The sequence below is a fragment of the Bradyrhizobium sp. cir1 genome, assembly GCF_014198245.1.
GTDB lineage: Bacteria > Pseudomonadota > Alphaproteobacteria > Rhizobiales > Xanthobacteraceae > Bradyrhizobium.
In genome coordinates, this window is record NZ_JACIHE010000034.1 from 41,216 (window position 1) to 56,718 (window position 15,503).

General features: G+C 64.9%; 15 protein-coding genes. 6 read left to right on the forward strand and 9 right to left on the reverse strand.

What is annotated here, in order from left to right; all coding sequences use genetic code 11:
• Nucleotides 1–83 precede the first annotated feature (83 nt).
• The 6 genes from argG to GGD63_RS36590 all read right to left on the reverse strand — a co-directional run bounded on the left by argG (nucleotide 84) and on the right by GGD63_RS36590 (nucleotide 6,099).
• Nucleotides 84–1,421, reverse strand: coding sequence for an argininosuccinate synthase (gene argG / locus GGD63_RS36565; RefSeq protein WP_183249649.1), 1,338 nt, complete (start codon nucleotides 1,419–1,421; stop codon nucleotides 84–86).
• A gap of 74 nt (nucleotides 1,422–1,495) precedes the next feature.
• Nucleotides 1,496–2,281, reverse strand: a complete 786-nt coding sequence (locus tag GGD63_RS36570) for a phosphatase PAP2 family protein (RefSeq protein WP_183249651.1) — start codon at nucleotides 2,279–2,281, stop codon at nucleotides 1,496–1,498.
• Nucleotides 2,282–2,494: 213 nt separating this feature from the next.
• A complete protein-coding gene (locus GGD63_RS36575; RefSeq protein WP_183249653.1) occupies nucleotides 2,495–2,989 on the reverse strand; it encodes a hypothetical protein in 495 nt (164 codons plus the stop codon).
• Between the two features lie 134 nt (nucleotides 2,990–3,123).
• Entirely contained in the window at nucleotides 3,124–4,326 is a 1,203-nt protein-coding gene (gene rlmN / locus GGD63_RS36580) for a 23S rRNA (adenine(2503)-C(2))-methyltransferase RlmN (protein ID WP_183249654.1), read from the reverse strand.
• Between the two features lie 169 nt (nucleotides 4,327–4,495).
• Complete coding sequence (locus GGD63_RS36585) at nucleotides 4,496–5,143, reverse strand: invasion associated locus B family protein (RefSeq protein WP_183249656.1); 648 nt, start codon at nucleotides 5,141–5,143, stop codon at nucleotides 4,496–4,498.
• A gap of 116 nt (nucleotides 5,144–5,259) precedes the next feature.
• Complete coding sequence (locus GGD63_RS36590) at nucleotides 5,260–6,099, reverse strand: SDR family oxidoreductase (RefSeq protein ID WP_183249659.1); 840 nt, start codon at nucleotides 6,097–6,099, stop codon at nucleotides 5,260–5,262.
• A gap of 222 nt (nucleotides 6,100–6,321) precedes the next feature.
• On the opposite strand from GGD63_RS36590, the gene GGD63_RS36595 reads away from it, so the two are divergent.
• The 3 genes from GGD63_RS36595 to GGD63_RS36605 all read left to right on the forward strand — a co-directional run bounded on the left by GGD63_RS36595 (nucleotide 6,322) and on the right by GGD63_RS36605 (nucleotide 9,748).
• Entirely contained in the window at nucleotides 6,322–7,296 is a 975-nt protein-coding gene (locus tag GGD63_RS36595; protein WP_027523470.1) for an NADPH:quinone oxidoreductase family protein, read from the forward strand.
• 409 nt (nucleotides 7,297–7,705) lie between these two features.
• Nucleotides 7,706–8,569 (forward strand): hypothetical protein, encoded by an 864-nt coding sequence (locus GGD63_RS36600; protein ID WP_183249660.1) that lies wholly within the window; start codon nucleotides 7,706–7,708, stop codon nucleotides 8,567–8,569.
• An 18-nt stretch (nucleotides 8,570–8,587) separates the two neighbouring features.
• Nucleotides 8,588–9,748, forward strand: coding sequence for a TAXI family TRAP transporter solute-binding subunit (locus GGD63_RS36605; RefSeq protein WP_183249662.1), 1,161 nt, complete (start codon nucleotides 8,588–8,590; stop codon nucleotides 9,746–9,748).
• Nucleotides 9,749–9,916: 168 nt separating this feature from the next.
• On the opposite strand, the gene GGD63_RS36610 is transcribed toward GGD63_RS36605, so the two are convergent.
• Both GGD63_RS36610 and GGD63_RS36615 read right to left on the reverse strand, forming a co-directional pair.
• A complete protein-coding gene (locus GGD63_RS36610) occupies nucleotides 9,917–10,300 on the reverse strand; it encodes a YkvA family protein (protein WP_183249664.1) in 384 nt (127 codons plus the stop codon).
• A 105-nt stretch (nucleotides 10,301–10,405) separates the two neighbouring features.
• Nucleotides 10,406–10,705: a 4a-hydroxytetrahydrobiopterin dehydratase gene (locus tag GGD63_RS36615; protein ID WP_183249666.1), complete on the reverse strand. Its 300-nt coding sequence runs from the start codon at nucleotides 10,703–10,705 to the stop codon at nucleotides 10,406–10,408.
• Nucleotides 10,706–10,859: 154 nt separating this feature from the next.
• Between GGD63_RS36615 and GGD63_RS36620 the strand changes: the two genes are divergently transcribed.
• Nucleotides 10,860–12,305: a TAXI family TRAP transporter solute-binding subunit gene (locus GGD63_RS36620; protein WP_183249668.1), complete on the forward strand. Its 1,446-nt coding sequence runs from the start codon at nucleotides 10,860–10,862 to the stop codon at nucleotides 12,303–12,305.
• A 182-nt stretch (nucleotides 12,306–12,487) separates the two neighbouring features.
• On the forward strand, nucleotides 12,488–14,029 hold the full coding sequence (locus GGD63_RS36625) for an alkaline phosphatase (RefSeq protein WP_183249670.1): 1,542 nt from the start codon (nucleotides 12,488–12,490) through the stop codon (nucleotides 14,027–14,029).
• A gap of 2 nt (nucleotides 14,030–14,031) precedes the next feature.
• Here GGD63_RS36625 and GGD63_RS36630 read toward each other — a convergent pair whose 3' ends face one another.
• Nucleotides 14,032–14,415 (reverse strand): response regulator, encoded by a 384-nt coding sequence (locus tag GGD63_RS36630; RefSeq protein ID WP_183249671.1) that lies wholly within the window; start codon nucleotides 14,413–14,415, stop codon nucleotides 14,032–14,034.
• A 182-nt stretch (nucleotides 14,416–14,597) separates the two neighbouring features.
• Between GGD63_RS36630 and GGD63_RS36635 the strand changes: the two genes are divergently transcribed.
• Entirely contained in the window at nucleotides 14,598–15,362 is a 765-nt protein-coding gene (locus GGD63_RS36635) for a Crp/Fnr family transcriptional regulator (protein ID WP_183249673.1), read from the forward strand.
• Nucleotides 15,363–15,503 lie beyond the last annotated feature (141 nt).

A 15,503-nucleotide genomic window follows, 5' to 3' on the forward strand; every position in this document is an offset into this window, starting at 1 on the left:
GGATGAGCGAAGCGACATCCGGGGTCTATCCATGTGGCGAGAAAGTCCCGGATATCGCTTCGCTCATCCGGGCTACGAGAGCCTCACCCCTTGTCGCTCTCGAGCTTGAATATCTGCGAGCCCTCGCTACCCGACAGCAAACCGGTCTTCGAATAGAGACCGAGCTTCGTGCGCGTATCCGCGATGTCGAGGTTGCGCATCGTGAGCTGGCCGATGCGGTCGGCCGGCGTGAAGGCGGCGTCTTCCACCTTTTCCATGCTGAGCCGTTCCGGCGCATAGGTGAGGTTGGGGCTCTCGGTGTTGAGGAGCGAATAGTCGTTGCCGCGGCGCAGCTCGAGCGTGACCTCGCCGGTGACGGCGCGCGCGACCCAGCGCTGCGCGGTCTCGCGCAGCATAAGGGCCTGCGAATCGAACCAGCGGCCCTGATAGAGCAGGCGTCCCAGCCGCATGCCGCTGATGCGGTACTGCTCGATGGTATCCTCGTTGTGGATGCCGGTGACGAGGCGCTCATAGGCGATGTGCAGCAGCGCCATGCCGGGCGCCTCGTAGATGCCGCGGCTCTTGGCCTCGATGATGCGGTTCTCGATCTGGTCGCTCATGCCGAGGCCGTGGCGGCCGCCGATCGCGTTGGCTTCGAGGAACAGCGCGACCGGATCAGAGAAGGTCTGGCCGTTCAGCGCAACCGGCTGGCCTTCCTCGAACCGCACCACGACCTTCTCGGCCCTGACGGCGCAATCGTCGCGCCAGAACGGCACGCCCATGATCGGGTTGACGATCTTGATGCCGCTGTCGAGGCTTTCGAGATCCTTGGCCTCGTGAGTCGCTCCGAGTAGATTGCTGTCGGTCGAATACGCCTTCTCGGCGCTCATCTTGTAGGCGAAGCCCTGCGCGGTCATGAACGCCGACATCTCGGCGCGGCCGCCGAGCTCGTCGATGAACTGCTGGTCGAGCCAGGGCTTGTAGATCTTCAGACCGGGATTGGTGAGCAGGCCGTAGCGGTAGAAGCGCTCGATGTCGTTGCCCTTGAAGGTCGAGCCGTCGCCCCAGATGTTGACGCCGTCCTCCTTCATGGCCGCGACCAGCATCGTGCCGGTAACGGCGCGCCCCAGCGGCGTGGTGTTGAAATAGGTGATGCCGCCGGTGGAGATGTGGAAGGCGCCGGACTGGATCGCGGCGATGCCTTCATGGACCAGCTGCGTGCGGCAATCGACGAGGCGCGCCTTCTCGGCGCCGAACTCCATCGCCTTGCGCGGGATCTCGTTGTAGTCGGCCTCATCCGGCTGGCCGAGATTGGCGGTGTAGGCGTAGCAGCGCGCGCCCTTCTGCTTCATCCAGAGCAGCGCCGCGCTGGTGTCGAGACCGCCCGAAAAAGCGATGCCGACTTTCTCACCCTTGGGCAGGCTTTTCAGGATCGTGGTCATGGGGCTTCCAATCGGGTCTCAAGGGGCTGATGTTGACCGCGCGAATATCAAATTTCGCAGGGCTCGGCACGCATTTAATGGCTCAAATCGACCGGCGCGGGGTCGGTCTTGCGGCCGAACAGGCGCTGGCGGAGCCGGTAGGCGGGCATGTTCAGCCGGGTCAGGGCGGCGTCCACCGCCTCGTCCGAAAACCGGGTCCGCGGCCAGCGGTAGATCAGCGCGTAGGCGAACCAGATCACGACGAAGGTGACGAGGCCGGCGATCGAGACATCGGTAAAGAAGTGCCCGCCGAACGCCATGCGCAGCCCTGACGTCACGAGGCCGAACACCACCGCGCCGGCATAGGCGAGCGGCCGCCAGGCCGGCGGGGCCAGCGCGGCAGGGGCCAGCGTCCAGAACGCGGTCGCGCCCTCGCCCGAGAAGAACGAGCAGTTGCGCGCGCAGCCACCGCGCGGATCCCACCACGGCACGAATTGCTGGTCGCCGGCGAACTCCGTCACCACCACCGGACGCGGCCGGCCCCAATAGGTCTTGAAGGTGAGATTGGTGAGAATGCCGGCCGACAGGATGATCGTCACCAGCAGGAACACGATCGCGCGCCCCGATACCATCAATGGCCGGTCGGGCCGGATCATCTTGACCACAAGCGCCACCAGCGAAGGTAGCACAAACGCCCAGGCGATCCACATCGCAGCGTCGCGCGCGAAGCCGGCCCAGTCGTTCAGCTTGAGCGGAAAGGTTTTGGTCTCGGGATCGAAGAACAGCGATGCCAGCTTGAGATCGAGCTCGGGATAGAGGCCGAAGACGACGCCGATCACGAGCCACAGTGCCAGGGCGATGAAGAGTCCAGTCCGGTTCATGGCGCGCGGTTTAGCGGAGTGGGAAGGAGATGGGAACCCCAAGGAAGGTGCCCATCCTCCCCTGGAGGGGGAGGATCGGTTCGCATGTAGCGAAGCGAAATGCGAACCGAGGTGGGGTGAAGCCACCCACTCCGACGTCGCCGATAGTCTGTCACCCCACCCCGCTCGCGCTATGCGCGATCGACCCTCCCCCTCCAGGGGAGGGTAAGACAATCACCTCGCATCCGGCCGCGAATTCGCCGGCAATGGCGGAGGCGGCTGGCGCGGGGGCGGCGGGTTGCGCCAGGCGCCGGCGTTGCGGCCGGCGATCAGCCAGTAGACCACGCCGGCGACTATGCCGGCGCCGGTCATGATTTCCAGGTGACGCCGCACGATCCCCTCGAACTGCAGCGTGTCGGAGTGGAAGGGAACGAGGCCGAGATAGCAGGCGAGCCCGACAAGGCCGCCGCCGACGGCGTAAGCGAGTGCGCTGCGGATGTAGAGCGCTTCGGTGATCGCGACGATCACCGCCGCCGGCACCAGCGCGAAGCCCGAGACGAAGATGAAGCCGAAGCCGAGCAGGATATCGATCGCACCCTGATCGACGGGACCGGCGCCGAGATCGGCGAATTCCGGAAACAGCAGCGCGACGACCACGATCATGCCGCCGACAAAGCAGGCGGCGAGAAAGCCGATGAAGATGACGATGAGTCGGCCGATCAGGGACATGGCGTCAAAACCACCTCTCCCGTCATTGCGAGGAGCGCTTGCGACGAAGCAATCCAGACTGCTTCCGCGGCGACACTCTGGATTGCTTCGCTTCGCTCGCAATGACGAGGAGGCGAGAGCGTGGGCATGAGAAACTAATCCGTCATCGCCATGGCGCGCAGCGCCTGGCGTTCCCTGGCCGAGAGCTTTTCGGTCTCCGACTTGAGCTGGCCGCAGGCGGCGAGGATGTCGCGGCCGCGCGGGGTGCGCACCGGCGAGGAATAGCCGGCGTTGAAAATGTATTCGGAGAATTTCTCGATCTGGTCCCAGTCCGAGCATTCATAGGCGGTGCCGGGCCAGGGATTGAACGGGATGAGATTGATTTTTGCGGGGATGCCCTTGAGCATCTTCACCAGCAGCTTGGCATCGTCGAGCGAATCGTTGACGCCCTTGAGCATCACATATTCGAAGGTGATGCGGCGCGCGTTCGAGGCGCCGGGATAGTCGCGGCAGGCCTGCAAGAGCTCCTTGATCGGATATTTGCGGTTGAGCGGCACCAGCTCGTTGCGCAGCTCGTCGCGCACCGCATGCAGCGAGATCGCGAGCATGACGCCGATCTCCTCGCCCGCGCGCACGATGTTCGGCACCACGCCCGAGGTCGACAGCGTGATGCGGCGGCGGGAGATGCCGATGCCTTCATTGTCGCCGACGATCAGCAGCGCATCGCGCACCGCATCGAAATTGTAGAGCGGCTCGCCCATGCCCATCATCACGATGTTGGTGACGCGGCGCGTGCCGTCCTCGCGATCGGCCCAATCGTTCAGGCGATCGCGCGCGACCATCACCTGTCCCACGATCTCGCCGGCGGTGAGGTTGCGCACCAGGCGCTGCGTGCCGGTGTGACAGAACGAGCAGTTCAGCGTGCAGCCGACCTGCGAGGAGACGCAGAGCGTGCCGCGATCGGTCTCGGGGATATAGACGCACTCGACCTCATGCGCCTTCTCCACATTGTCGCCGCTCGGCAGCCGCAGCAGCCATTTGCGGGTGCCGTCGTTGGAGATCTGCTCGGCCACGACTTCCGGCCGGTCGACGGTGAAATGCTGGGCGAGATCGGCGCGAATGCCTTTCGAGATCGAGGTCATGTCGTCGAAGCTCTGGGCACCACGGAAATAGAGCCAGTGCCACAGCTGCTGCACGCGCATCTTGCGCTGCGCCGGGGCGACCCCGATGTCGCCGAGGCGATCGGCAAGCTCGGTGCGCGACAGGCCGATCAGCGACGGTCTTGCCGGCGGCACATAGGTTTCGAGTGGAGTCTTCTCCACCAATGTTGCGTTGTGCGGCTCGGTCGAGGTTTGCATTGAATGGACCTAATGGCTTGGTCGTTCCGGGGCAGCTCGAAGAGCTGAACCCGGAACCTCGAGATTCCGGGTTCGATGCTGCGCATCGCCCCGGAATGACGGAAGAAAATCTGGAACCTGCCCTATATAGCAACCGGAACCGCCGATTGCGACCTTCTCGCCCGCAGCCTTAACGCCGACAATCCTGCGCGATCTTGTCGAGCGCCTGGGCGAGGCCTTTCAGCGAAAACGTGTCGGTCGTCTCCGTGCCCTTGGCCGAGACGCCCTTGACCACGAGATCGGCGGATTTGCGCATGGCTTCGACCATCCGCTCCTCCTCGGCCGCGTTCTTGATCCAGAGGCCGTCGCCCTGGGTGTACATGGCGAAAGCGGCGCCGCCGACTTCGACCGACGATTCCGCCCCCGGCTTCAGCGCGTAGCCGATCATGACCGAGACTTCGTTGTTCACCTTCTCCGCCGGCCGGGTCGAGACGAAGGCATAGGCGGGATCGCGCGGCCGATTCGGCGGGTTGGTCTTCGACGACGACGGCTTTGCCAGCGCGAAACAGACCTTCTTGCCGTTGGGCGTCGCCGAATAGGCGCCCCAGGTGCCGAACTGTCCGATCAGGGTCGGCTCCGCACCACCCGCAACCGCAGCGGCCGGGGCCACCGGTTTGCTCTCGGGCTTTGCCGCGGTCTTTGCCGTCGTATTGGCCGCGGGCGCAGCCGCTTTCGGTGCGTTCTTCGGCGCCGGTTGCGCTGTCTGTGCCCGCGCGGAATCGGTGATTCCCCACGCTGCCACGCCCGTCATCAAAGCCAAAAATAGCACCCGCCACATGCTGGAGTGGTTCCCTCAATATTGTGACTGGAAGATGGCTCGGCCGCGCTTTGTCCCCGCAGCAGGGATAACCGGGAAAGTTCAATTTGGGAAGGCAGTTAGCAGAAGGGCGACGATCAGGTTCCGGATCGCGCGGTGCGCTGGGCGGCCCATTGCGCGTCGGTCCAGCCGAGCAGGTCCTCGGCGCCGGAACTGCGCAAATGCGCGCCGCCGTCGATCACCACCATCTCGCCATTGATGTAGGCGGCACGGTCGGAGACGAGGAAGCTGGCGAGATCGGCGAGCTCGCCGTGTTCCCCGGTGCGGCCAAGCGGGTTGCGCGCGGTCCAGCCTTCGTCGCGGCCCTCCGGGCGGAGCTGCCCCGATGCGCCGGCGGTCGGGAACGGCCCCGGCGCGATCGCGACGGTGCGGATGCCCTTCGGACCCCATTCGACCGCAAGGCTCCTGGTCATCGCCAGCACTGCGGACTTCGCCATCGCCGAGGGAACAGTGAAGGCGCGGCCGGTGATGGTCGAGGTCGAGAGAATCGAGAGCACGACACCCCCGTGGCTGCCCTCGATCCAGCGCCTGCCAGCGGCGAGCGTGCAATACATCGCGCCATGCAGCGTCGGCGCCAGGATCGCGTCCGCGGCGCGGAAGGAGAGCTGCTCGCTCTGCGCGATGAAGGTGGCGGCGGCATTGTTGACGAGGACGTCGAGCGGCGCCTCGCGCCAGATCGCATCCATCATGCTGTCGACGGCCGCACCGTCGCGGATATCGCAGGCGATGGTCGTGATCTTGCCGCCGGTCTCTTCGCGCATCTCGCCCGCCGTTGCCTCGAGCCGGTCGAGCTTGCGGCCGCAGATCACAAGCTCGGCGCCGAGTGCGAGGAAGCGCCGCCCCATCGCCGCGCCAAGGCCCGAGCCGCCACCGGTGACGAGGATGCGCTTGTTCTTGAGCAGGCCCGTTTCAAACATCGTTTGAATCCTCGCTGTTTCCACACACCGCGTCATTGCGAGCGCAGCGAAGCAATCCGGAGTCCGTCCTGCGGAAATAGTCTGGATTGCTTCGCTGCGCTCGCAATGACGTGAGGATAGGTCTGTGCATCGCTTTGGACAAAGAATCCGGATTGTCGCCACTGCCTAAATCCGGCAGAAACGACCCAACCAAATCCACTCGAAACGCCCCAAGGTGCCGCCATGAAAGCCATCCTCTGCTCGCAATATTGCCAGCCCGACGATCTCGTGCTTGCCGACGTGCCGGATCCGGTGGCGGGCCCCGGCGAAGCCGTGATCGCGATCAAGGCCGCAGCGCTGAACTTCTTCGACATCCTGATGATTCAGGGCAAGTACCAGGTCAAGCCGCCGTTCCCGTTCTCGCCCGCCGCGGAAGTTGCCGGCGTGATCGAGAGCATCGGCCCCGGCGTGACGGACCTGAAGGTCGGCGACCGCGTCGTCGCCTCCTGCGGCCACAACGGCGCGCGCGAGAAGATCGCGCTGCCCGCGGCCTCGATCGTCAAGATCCCCGACAATCTCGACTACGACCGCGCGGCCGGCATCATCATCATCTACGGCACCGCGCTGCATGCGCTGGAAGATCGCGCCAGCCCCAAGCCGGGCGAGACGCTCGCGGTGCTCGGCGCCGCCGGCGGCACTGGCCTTGCCGCCTGCGAGCTCGGCAAGCTGATGGGCCTGAAGGTGATCGCCTGCGCCTCGTCGGACGAGAAGCTCGCGTTCGCGAAGGCGCATGGCGCCGAGCTGACGCTGAACTACGGCAAGGAAGATCTGAAGGAAGGCCTGCGCAAGCTCACGGACGGCAAGGGCGTCGACATCATCTTCGATCCGGTTGGCGGTGCGTATGCCGAGCAGGCGCTGCGCTCGATCGCCTGGGAGGGCCGCTTCCTCGTGATCGGCTTTGCCGCCGGCGACATTCCGAAAATGCCGCTGAACCTCGCGCTCTTGAAAGGCTGCGACATCCGCGGCGTGTTCTGGGGCGCCTGGACCCGGCTCAACCCCGCGAAGAACCGCGCCAATCTCGAGAAGCTCGTGAAGTGGACCGCGGAAGGAAAGATTTCATCGCATGTCGATCGCACCTTCCCGCTGGCGCAGACCGCCGATGCGCTGAAGGTGCTCGCGGGGCGCCAGGCCATGGGCAAGGTGATCCTGCATCCGTGAGGATGTAACGGCGGATGGTGTCGCGACGCCATCGCCACACACTCAACTGTCATCGCCCGCGAAGGCGGGCGATCCAGTATTCCGCGACGGTAGTGATTGAATCGATGGGCCGCGGCGTACTGGATTCCCCGCCTTCGCGGGGAATGACAGTGAGTGTGGGACCAGCAAAGTGCCCGCCGCCACCTAGTAAAATCCCCGTCAACCATCGCGAGCAAAATTGCGGTGCATTCCGCCGCGCCGCCGTAATCAAACCCAAATATCTCCAGATTCGCGCAAACCGCCGTCGTTTTTTGGGCTGAATCGGACGGCGATTTACCGGTTCCAGTTTGCGGGGCGCTTCTGGACAACAACAAGAAGACTGAAGCCGGGACTGCCCCTGCGTTGCGTCAGTAATGGGGAGCATCACACCATGGAGACGACGGCCTACCGTCCGTCGAAGGAGTCGCACGCGCCCGACTCCGATCGATCTGCATCACATCCGCCCGTCGCATCCTATATCCGCGCCCGTGCCAGGCGCGCGGAGCTTGCGCAGGACGATCCAATTCCACTGTTTCTGTCCGACCCGCTCGGACCACCGAACCCACGGGAATATGCGCCGCAGGCACTGCGCCCCAAAACCAGGGTCGCGCCTCTTGTCGCTGCCGGGCTTGCGATATCCGCCGCGGCGATTGCGGCCGTGCTGTTTCAGTCCGACCTGCGCAGCCTCCTCGCCGACTATGCCGGCAGCGCAACGGGCGCAGCACAGGCCAATCTGCCGGCCGTACGCCAGGTCCCGCTCAAGGATCCGGCCAGCGTGACCAACACGATGCTGGCGAGCGCCGACAAGCAAGAGCTTCCGGTGCCTTCGACGCCAAGCCGCGAAGCGATTGCGAGCGCCTACCAGACTGCGCTGCAAGCCCAAAGCCAAGTCCAAAGCCAAGTCCCAAACCAAGTCCAAGTGCCAGCGCCGGCGCCCGTCGCGGCACAGCTTGCACCGCCCGAGCCTGCCAGGACGCTCGACGCCGACACGCTGGCGGGACTGATGACGCGCGCCAGAAGCCTGATCGGCGTCGGCGACATCGCAGCGGCGCGCCTGCTGCTCGAACGCGCAGCCAATGCGAAGGACGCAACGGCCGCGCTGCTGCTGGCGCAGACCTACGATCCCGCGGTGCTCGGCACCAGCGACGCGCGCAGCGTCATTGCCGACGCAGTCGCCGCACGCGACTGGTACCAGCGCGCCGCCAGCCTCGGATCGGCGGAGGCGCGCCAGCGCCTCGCCCGGCTCTCGAACTAGATCGCTTCAGGGGACATCATGCGTAACGTTCTGAAAATGGCGCTTGCCGCCATCACGACCATCTGTGCCTTCACGGCCCATGCCGAGCAGGCCGAATACGACCCGGCCAAGGTCTCGGACAGCCTGAAGGCCATCTTCCAGTTCGGCTCGAGCTCGACCAAGCAGGCGCTGAACGCCAACACGGTCACGCTGATCACGGGCACGATCGGCGGCACCTATGTGCAGTTCGGCGCCGACCTCGCCTCGGTGCTCGACGACGGCAACAGGATCCGCGTGCTGCCCATCGTCGGACGCGGCTCGGTGCAGAGCGTCGCCGACATCCTGTTCCTGCAAGGCGTCGATCTCGGCGTCGTGCGCGCCGACACGCTCGACTATCTCGAGCGCAAAGGCTTTGCCAAGGACATCAAGAAGCAGTTCACCTATGTGACCAAGCTCTACAACGAAGAGATGCAGGTGATCGCGCCGAAATCGGTGGCGACACTGAAGGACCTCGAAGGCAAGACGGTCAGCGTCGACCTGCCGAACGGCGGCACCTTCGTCACCGCCCTCACCGTGTTCGAGCGGCTCGGGATCAAGGCGAAATTCGTCTATGTCGAGCAGCGCATCGCGCTGGAGAAGCTGAAGGCCGGCGAGATCGACGCCGTCATCGTGGTCGGTGGCAAGCCGTACAAATCGGTCTCGACCTTCGGCAATGACGGCCGCTTCCATCTCGCGAAGGTGGACTACGCCAAGCCGTTGCAGAGCGACTATCTGCCGGCGACGCTGACCGCGAAGGACTATCCGAACCTGATCAAGGAGGGCGAGAGCGTCGACACGATCGCGGTGCCTGCGGTGCTCGCGGCCTATAATTGGGCGCCCAACACCGAGCGTTATCGCAAGCTCCAGCTGTTCGTGGACGCGTTCTTCACGAAATTCCCCGCGCTGCAGAACCCGCCCTTCCATCCCAAGTGGAAGGAGGTCTCGCTCGCGGCGCCGCTGTCCGGCTGGAGCAGACTGCCGGTGGCGCAGCAATGGCTCGACAAGCACGGCGTCGAGCCGGTGACACGCCAGCGCTTCGAGGCGTTTTTGAAGCAGAGTCCTGCGGCTGCAAACGTGTCCGACGCGGACAAGGAAACGCTGTTCAGGCAATTCCAGGCGTGGGACGCGGAGAAGGCGCGGGCGGGAGCGGAGAAGAAGTAGCGAGCGCTCATCCATGCACTCAGTGTCATCGCCCGCGAAGGCGGGCGATCCAGTATTCCGAGACGGCAGTGATTGAATCGAGAGGCCGCAGCGTACTGGATTCCCCGCCCCCGTGCGCAATTGCGCACTAGGCGGGGAATGACAGCGGTGGGTGTGATTGAATCGCCCCTACTGCGCCCCCTCGCCCTCCTCCACGCCGCGCTTCAGCGCGGCGCGGGCGGCTTCGCGGTGCTCGGTCGTGATATGGGTGGCGACCATGCGGATGGCGGTGGCGAGCACGGCGGCGTCATCGGTGAAGCCAAGCATGGGCATCACATCGGGGACGAAGTCGAACGGCAGGATGAAATACGCGATCGCCCCCAGCAGGGACGCCTGGACATGGCGCGGCGTCTGCCGGTCGAAGGCACAGTAATAGGCCGCGAGGAGATCCTCGGCGAACGGCAGTTGCGCGGCGACGCTCTTCAGCTTGCGCCAAAAGCGACGGCGGACGCTCTCACGATCTTCCGCGAGCCGATCGGCCGGCTCGAAGCCGACGCTGTGCTCGGCAGCCATGCTCCAAAACTCCCCGTTCAGCCAGGAGCGGCGGATCGCCGCATGTCCTGCTGATCACAAGATGGGGATGCGGCCGGGCGCTGCAAGATGTCAGCCTGGTGTCAGCTAAGCCGTCAGCCTGGCGATGGCATTCATCGCCTTTGCGAGCTCGATGTCGCGCGCCGTGACGCCGCCGGCATCATGGGTCGACAGCACCACCTCCACGGTCTTGTAGACGTTGCGCCATTCGGGGTGATGGTCCATCTTCTCGGCGACCAGCGCCGCGCGGGTCATGAAGCCGAAGGCCTCGTTGAAATCCTTGAAGACGAAGGTTTTCCCGATCGCGTCGCGTCCCCCGACCTCGCTCCAGCCCGGGATACCACCCAGTGCCTGCTTGCGTGCTTGGGCCGCCAGCCGTTCTGCCATGATCGCCTCCGTGCTTCAGGGGAACTTTACCCTAACACCGTGCTTACGGTTCGGGTCCACAGGGGGGATTTCCTCGATCCGCTAACCATGACGGAGATGTAACCCCGCCGGACAAGAAATTTGCTACAATTCCGCGCCTAAATCGCCGGCCGAGATGAAGCTGAGCCTGAAACGCCTGTTTGGGAGATCGATGACCGGGGGTCTGGACCTGGCCGAAGCGCGCACTCCGCCTTCGCCGCGATCGGCGGCGCGGAAGACGGCGCTCGTGTCCCTCGCGCTGGTGCTTGCCATCATCGGCACGCTCGTCGGCGGCTATTATTTCGCGATGCGTCCGGTGACGCTGAAGGTTGCGGTGGGCCCCGCCAACAGCGACGACGTCAAGGTCGTGCAGACGCTGACGCAGGCGTTCTCGCAGAACAAGAGCTATGTGCGGCTGCGCCCGGTCCAGACCGACGGCGCCACCGCCAGCGCCGAGGCGCTCGCGGAGGGCAAGGTCGATCTTGCCATCGTGCGCGGCGACGTCGACGTGCCGAAGAACGCGCAGGCGGTCGCGACCCTGCGCAAGAACGTCGTGGTGCTGTGGTCGGTCCAGGGCAAGGGCAAGAAGAAGGGCGCCAAGATCACCAAGATCGCGCAACTCGCCGGCCATCGCGTCGGCGTGGTGGGCCGCACCCAGGCCAACGTCAATCTGCTCAAGGTGATCCTGCAGCAATATGGCGTCGATCCCGCCAAGGTCGAGATCATCCAGTTTCCGGCCAACGAAGCTGCCGAGGCGATCAAGGCCCAGAAGGCCGATGTCTATCTCGCCGCCGGTCCCGTCAACAGCAAGATCACGGCTGAAGCCATTGCGGCCTCCACCAAGGATTTCGGCACGCCGACCTTCCTTGCCATCGATTCCGCCGACGCGATCGCGCAGAATCATCCGGTCTACGAAGCCTCCGAGATTCCCGCCGGCACCTATGGCGGCTCGCCCGATCGTCCCGAGGACGAGGTCAAGACCATCAGCTTCTCGCACCACATCGTGGCGCGCAAAGGCGTGTCCGAAACCACCATCGCGGCATTCACGCGCCAGCTGTTCGCCGTGCGGCAGCAGCTGGTGACGGAATTCCCGCTGGCGGCCAAGATCGAAACGCCCGATACCGACAAGGACGCGGTGATCCCCGTGCATCCGGGCGCCGCCGCCTTCGTCGACGGCGAGGAGAAGAGCTTCCTCGACAAATACAGTGATTACATCTGGTGGAGCCTGATGGCGCTCTCCGCCATGGGCTCGATCGGTGCCTGGTTCGCGGGTTACCTCAAGAAAGACGAGCGCGACAACAACAGCCATCTGCGCGAACGCCTGCTCGACATGATCGCCGTCGCGCGCAAGAGCGAGACGACGGAAGAGCTCGACCAGATGCAGGCCGAGGCCGACGAGATCCTGCGCGACACGCTGCGCTGCTTCGATCACGGCGCGATCGAGGAAGGCGGGCTCACTGCCTTCAACATCGCGCTCGACCAGTTCCACGCCGCCGTCGCCGACCGCAAGGCAGTGCTGATGAGCCTGCCGCAGAACCTGCAACGCGCGGGCGCGCAGTTCAGGGCCGCCGGCAACGCCTAAGAGCTTGCGCGCGTTATTGCTGCGTCACATTGTCTCAATATAGCTTCCGCCGTCATTCCGGGATGGTCCGAAGGACCAGACCACAGGTGCGCAATTGCGCACCGGGGAATCTCGAGATTCCGGATTCGCGCTTTGCGCGCTCCGGAATGACAGCGAAAGATGCGCCAGCCCGCGAGCCAGCCATGAACGTCAAATTCTCCCGCCGCCGTTTCCTCACCACCGGCGCCGGCGCGCTCGGCGCCATCGCAATGCCCTATCTGTCGCGCGCAGCCGACCGGCCAGCGGTCACGCACGGGGTGCAGTCGGGCGACGTCACCGTCGACGGCGGCGTGGTGTGGGCGCGCGCCGACCGTCCAGCGCAGATGCTGGTCGAGGTGGCGACGACCGAATCTTTCAAGGACGCCCGCGCGCTGCCGCCGATCGCGGCGCTGCCCGAAAGTGACTTCACCGCAAAGATGCTGATCGAGAACCTGCCGGGCGGACAGGACATCTTCTACCGCGTCCGCTTCCGCGACCTCTCGCATAGCGCGATCGAAGGAGAGCCGGTAACCGGCCGCTTCCGCACCGCGCCGGCCGACCGCCGCGACGTCAGCTTCGTCTGGGGCGGCGACGTCGCAGGCCAGGGCTGGGGCATCAACCCTGACGACGGCGGCATGTTCACCTTCTCGGCGATGCGCAAGCACCGGCCGGATTTCTTCCTGCATTCCGGCGACACGATCTACGCCGACGGGCCCATCGCATCCGAGGTGAAGCTCGCCGACGGCAAGATCTGGAAGAACGTCACGATTCCCGAGAAGGCCAAGGTCGCCGAGACGCTGGACGAGTACCGCGCCGCGCACAAATACAATCTCACCGACGACAATCTCCGTGCCTTCAATGCCGAGGTGCCGATCTTCGTGCAGTGGGACGACCACGAGGTGACCAACAACTGGTCGCTCTCGAAGGAGCTGCCGGCGGCCTACAAGGTGCGCGACATCTCGCTGCTCGCGGCCCGCGCCGGCCGTGCGTTCCACGAGATGTACCCGATGCGCGAAAGCATCGTTGAGCCCGGCCGGGTCTATCGCCAGATCAGCTACGGCCCGCATCTCGACGTGTTCGTGCTCGACGAGCGCAGCTATCGCGGCCCGAACGGCGCCAATCTTGAAACCGCTTACGGCCCCGCCAGCTACTTCCTCGGCCCCGACCAGATCGCCTGGCTCAAGCGCGGCCTCCTCAATTCACGCGCGACTTGGAAGGTGATCGCGTCGGACATGCCGATCAGCCTGATCGTCTCGGACACGCCGAAGGGCGGCTCGGAAGCCATTGCGCAGGGCGACGGCCCGGTGCGTGGCCGCGAGTTCGAGATCGCCGACATCCTCCGCTTCATCAAGATGGCGCCGGTCAGCAACACGGTGTGGCTGACCGCGGACGTGCATTACGCCGCCGCGCATTATTACGATCCGAACAAGGCGCAATTCCAGGAGTTCGAGCCGTTCTGGGAATTCGTCTCGGGGCCACTGCACGCCGGCACGTTCGGTCCGAACACGCTCGACAACACATTCGGGCCCGAGGTGCGCTTCGTGAAGGCGCCGGGCAAGGACAGCCAGAACCTGCCGCCGTCGGCCGGCATGCAGTTCTTCGGTCATGTCAAGATCGACGGCGCCTCCGGCCAGATGACGGTGACCTTGCGCGACCGCGCCGATGTCGCACTGTGGTCGACCACGCTCGATCCCAGGCAGGTCTGACGCTATTCCACAGCACCTACCTGAAGCGCCGCTTCCAGCGCATCGCTCGAGCACGGCTTCTGCAAGCGCGGCTGGCTGGTGAATTCGGGCGGTATCCGCGCGTCGGCGCCGTAGCCGGTGACGAAGACGAACGGGATCTTCAGCGCGACCAGCCGCGCGGCGACCGCGAAGCTCGTCTCGCGGATCAGCTCGACATCGAGCAGCGCAAAATCGGGAGCGCACTTTGCGATTGCCTCAAGCGCCTGCGTCACCGAGCCGACGGTCCGCACGCATCTCACACCGAATCCGATGAGACGATCCTCGAAATCGATTGCAATGATCGGGTCGTCCTCGACGATCAGAACGTCAGTGGGCAGGCCTGAGCCGTCGGAGAATGCGGGTGCCATGATCACATCTTTTGCGTGAGGTTTTGTCGGATCAGGACTGCCGCGACACGATGCCTGCGCCCAGCGCATCGGAGGGTTCCCGGAACGAAACCCACCACATCGCCGTTCTCCAGTCTGTCCACTTGTGCACACAGGAGATGGACAGAGCTCGCTAATGTGCAGGGGAGGACAAGGGGTTCGCGATGGATGCGCGTATCGACAAGACGAGCGAGGTCGAGAGCCGGCCGGCCAACAATCTGCTGCGGCGCTTGAGCCAGGCGGATTACACCCTGCTCGCCCCCCACGTCACCGTCGAAGACTCCGCCGCGAACCAGTTGCTCTACAATCCCGGCGATGACGTCCAGGTCGTCCACTTCCCCTGCGGTCCGGCGCTTGCGACCTTCTTGGTGCCCAATGAGGACGGCCGCGATGTCGAAACCATCCTGGTCGGCCGCGAGGGTGCGGTGGGCGGCATCGTCAGCGAGGGCTATCTGCCGGCCTACACCCGCATCTGCGTAAAGTTCGGCGGCCCCTTTGCGCGCATTCATGTCGGCAAGCTCGAGGCAGCCAAGCTGCGCTCGGCATCGCTGCGCAGCATCTTTGTCCGCTACGCCGACTGCATGCTGGCGCAGATCTTCCAGTCCACCGCCTGCAACGCCATCCACTCGATCGAGCAGCGCACGGCGAAATGGATTTTGGCGGCGATGGAGCGGACCGGCGATGAGAGCAGCGTGCCGCTGACGCATGAGCAGCTCGCGACGCTGCTCGGGGTCGGGCGCAGCTATGCGAGCCGCGTGCTTCAGTCGTTCAGAGCCGAAGGCGTGCTCGATACGCGGCGCGGATCGATCCTGGTCCGCAACCGCGACGGCCTGCAGCTACGCGCCTGCCTGTGCAACGACGCCGTGAAGATGCACTTCGAGGAAGTGCTGCGCGGAGTCTACCCGACGGAGGAGCGGGAGGCGGGGTAGGCGCACTTGCTTTCTTCCTTCTCCCCTTGCGGGAGAAGGTGGCATAGTGTCCAGACCGGATAGAGAGGTAACACAGTAGACCGGATGGATGGGTGACAGTTCTCTGTCGGCTGGGAGGACCAGCCGATGCCTTGGCGAGAG

What these genes read in the sequence shown, in the direction of transcription:
- argG (WP_183249649.1), bottom strand. Translation starts at nt 1,421, where the DNA reads ATGACCACGATCCTGAAAAGCCTGCCCAAGGGTGAGAAAGTCGGCATC.
- GGD63_RS36570 (WP_183249651.1), bottom strand. Translation starts at nt 2,281, where the DNA reads ATGAACCGGACTGGACTCTTCATCGCCCTGGCACTGTGGCTCGTGATC.
- GGD63_RS36575 (WP_183249653.1), bottom strand. Translation starts at nt 2,989, where the DNA reads ATGTCCCTGATCGGCCGACTCATCGTCATCTTCATCGGCTTTCTCGCC.
- rlmN (WP_183249654.1), bottom strand. Translation starts at nt 4,326, where the DNA reads ATGCAAACCTCGACCGAGCCGCACAACGCAACATTGGTGGAGAAGACT.
- GGD63_RS36585 (WP_183249656.1), bottom strand. Translation starts at nt 5,143, where the DNA reads ATGTGGCGGGTGCTATTTTTGGCTTTGATGACGGGCGTGGCAGCGTGG.
- GGD63_RS36590 (WP_183249659.1), bottom strand. Translation starts at nt 6,099, where the DNA reads ATGTTTGAAACGGGCCTGCTCAAGAACAAGCGCATCCTCGTCACCGGT.
- GGD63_RS36595 (WP_027523470.1), top strand. Translation starts at nt 6,322, where the DNA reads ATGAAAGCCATCCTCTGCTCGCAATATTGCCAGCCCGACGATCTCGTG.
- GGD63_RS36600 (WP_183249660.1), top strand. Translation starts at nt 7,706, where the DNA reads ATGGAGACGACGGCCTACCGTCCGTCGAAGGAGTCGCACGCGCCCGAC.
- GGD63_RS36605 (WP_183249662.1), top strand. Translation starts at nt 8,588, where the DNA reads ATGCGTAACGTTCTGAAAATGGCGCTTGCCGCCATCACGACCATCTGT.
- GGD63_RS36610 (WP_183249664.1), bottom strand. Translation starts at nt 10,300, where the DNA reads ATGGCTGCCGAGCACAGCGTCGGCTTCGAGCCGGCCGATCGGCTCGCG.
- GGD63_RS36615 (WP_183249666.1), bottom strand. Translation starts at nt 10,705, where the DNA reads ATGGCAGAACGGCTGGCGGCCCAAGCACGCAAGCAGGCACTGGGTGGT.
- GGD63_RS36620 (WP_183249668.1), top strand. Translation starts at nt 10,860, where the DNA reads ATGAAGCTGAGCCTGAAACGCCTGTTTGGGAGATCGATGACCGGGGGT.
- GGD63_RS36625 (WP_183249670.1), top strand. Translation starts at nt 12,488, where the DNA reads ATGAACGTCAAATTCTCCCGCCGCCGTTTCCTCACCACCGGCGCCGGC.
- GGD63_RS36630 (WP_183249671.1), bottom strand. Translation starts at nt 14,415, where the DNA reads ATGGCACCCGCATTCTCCGACGGCTCAGGCCTGCCCACTGACGTTCTG.
- GGD63_RS36635 (WP_183249673.1), top strand. Translation starts at nt 14,598, where the DNA reads ATGGATGCGCGTATCGACAAGACGAGCGAGGTCGAGAGCCGGCCGGCC.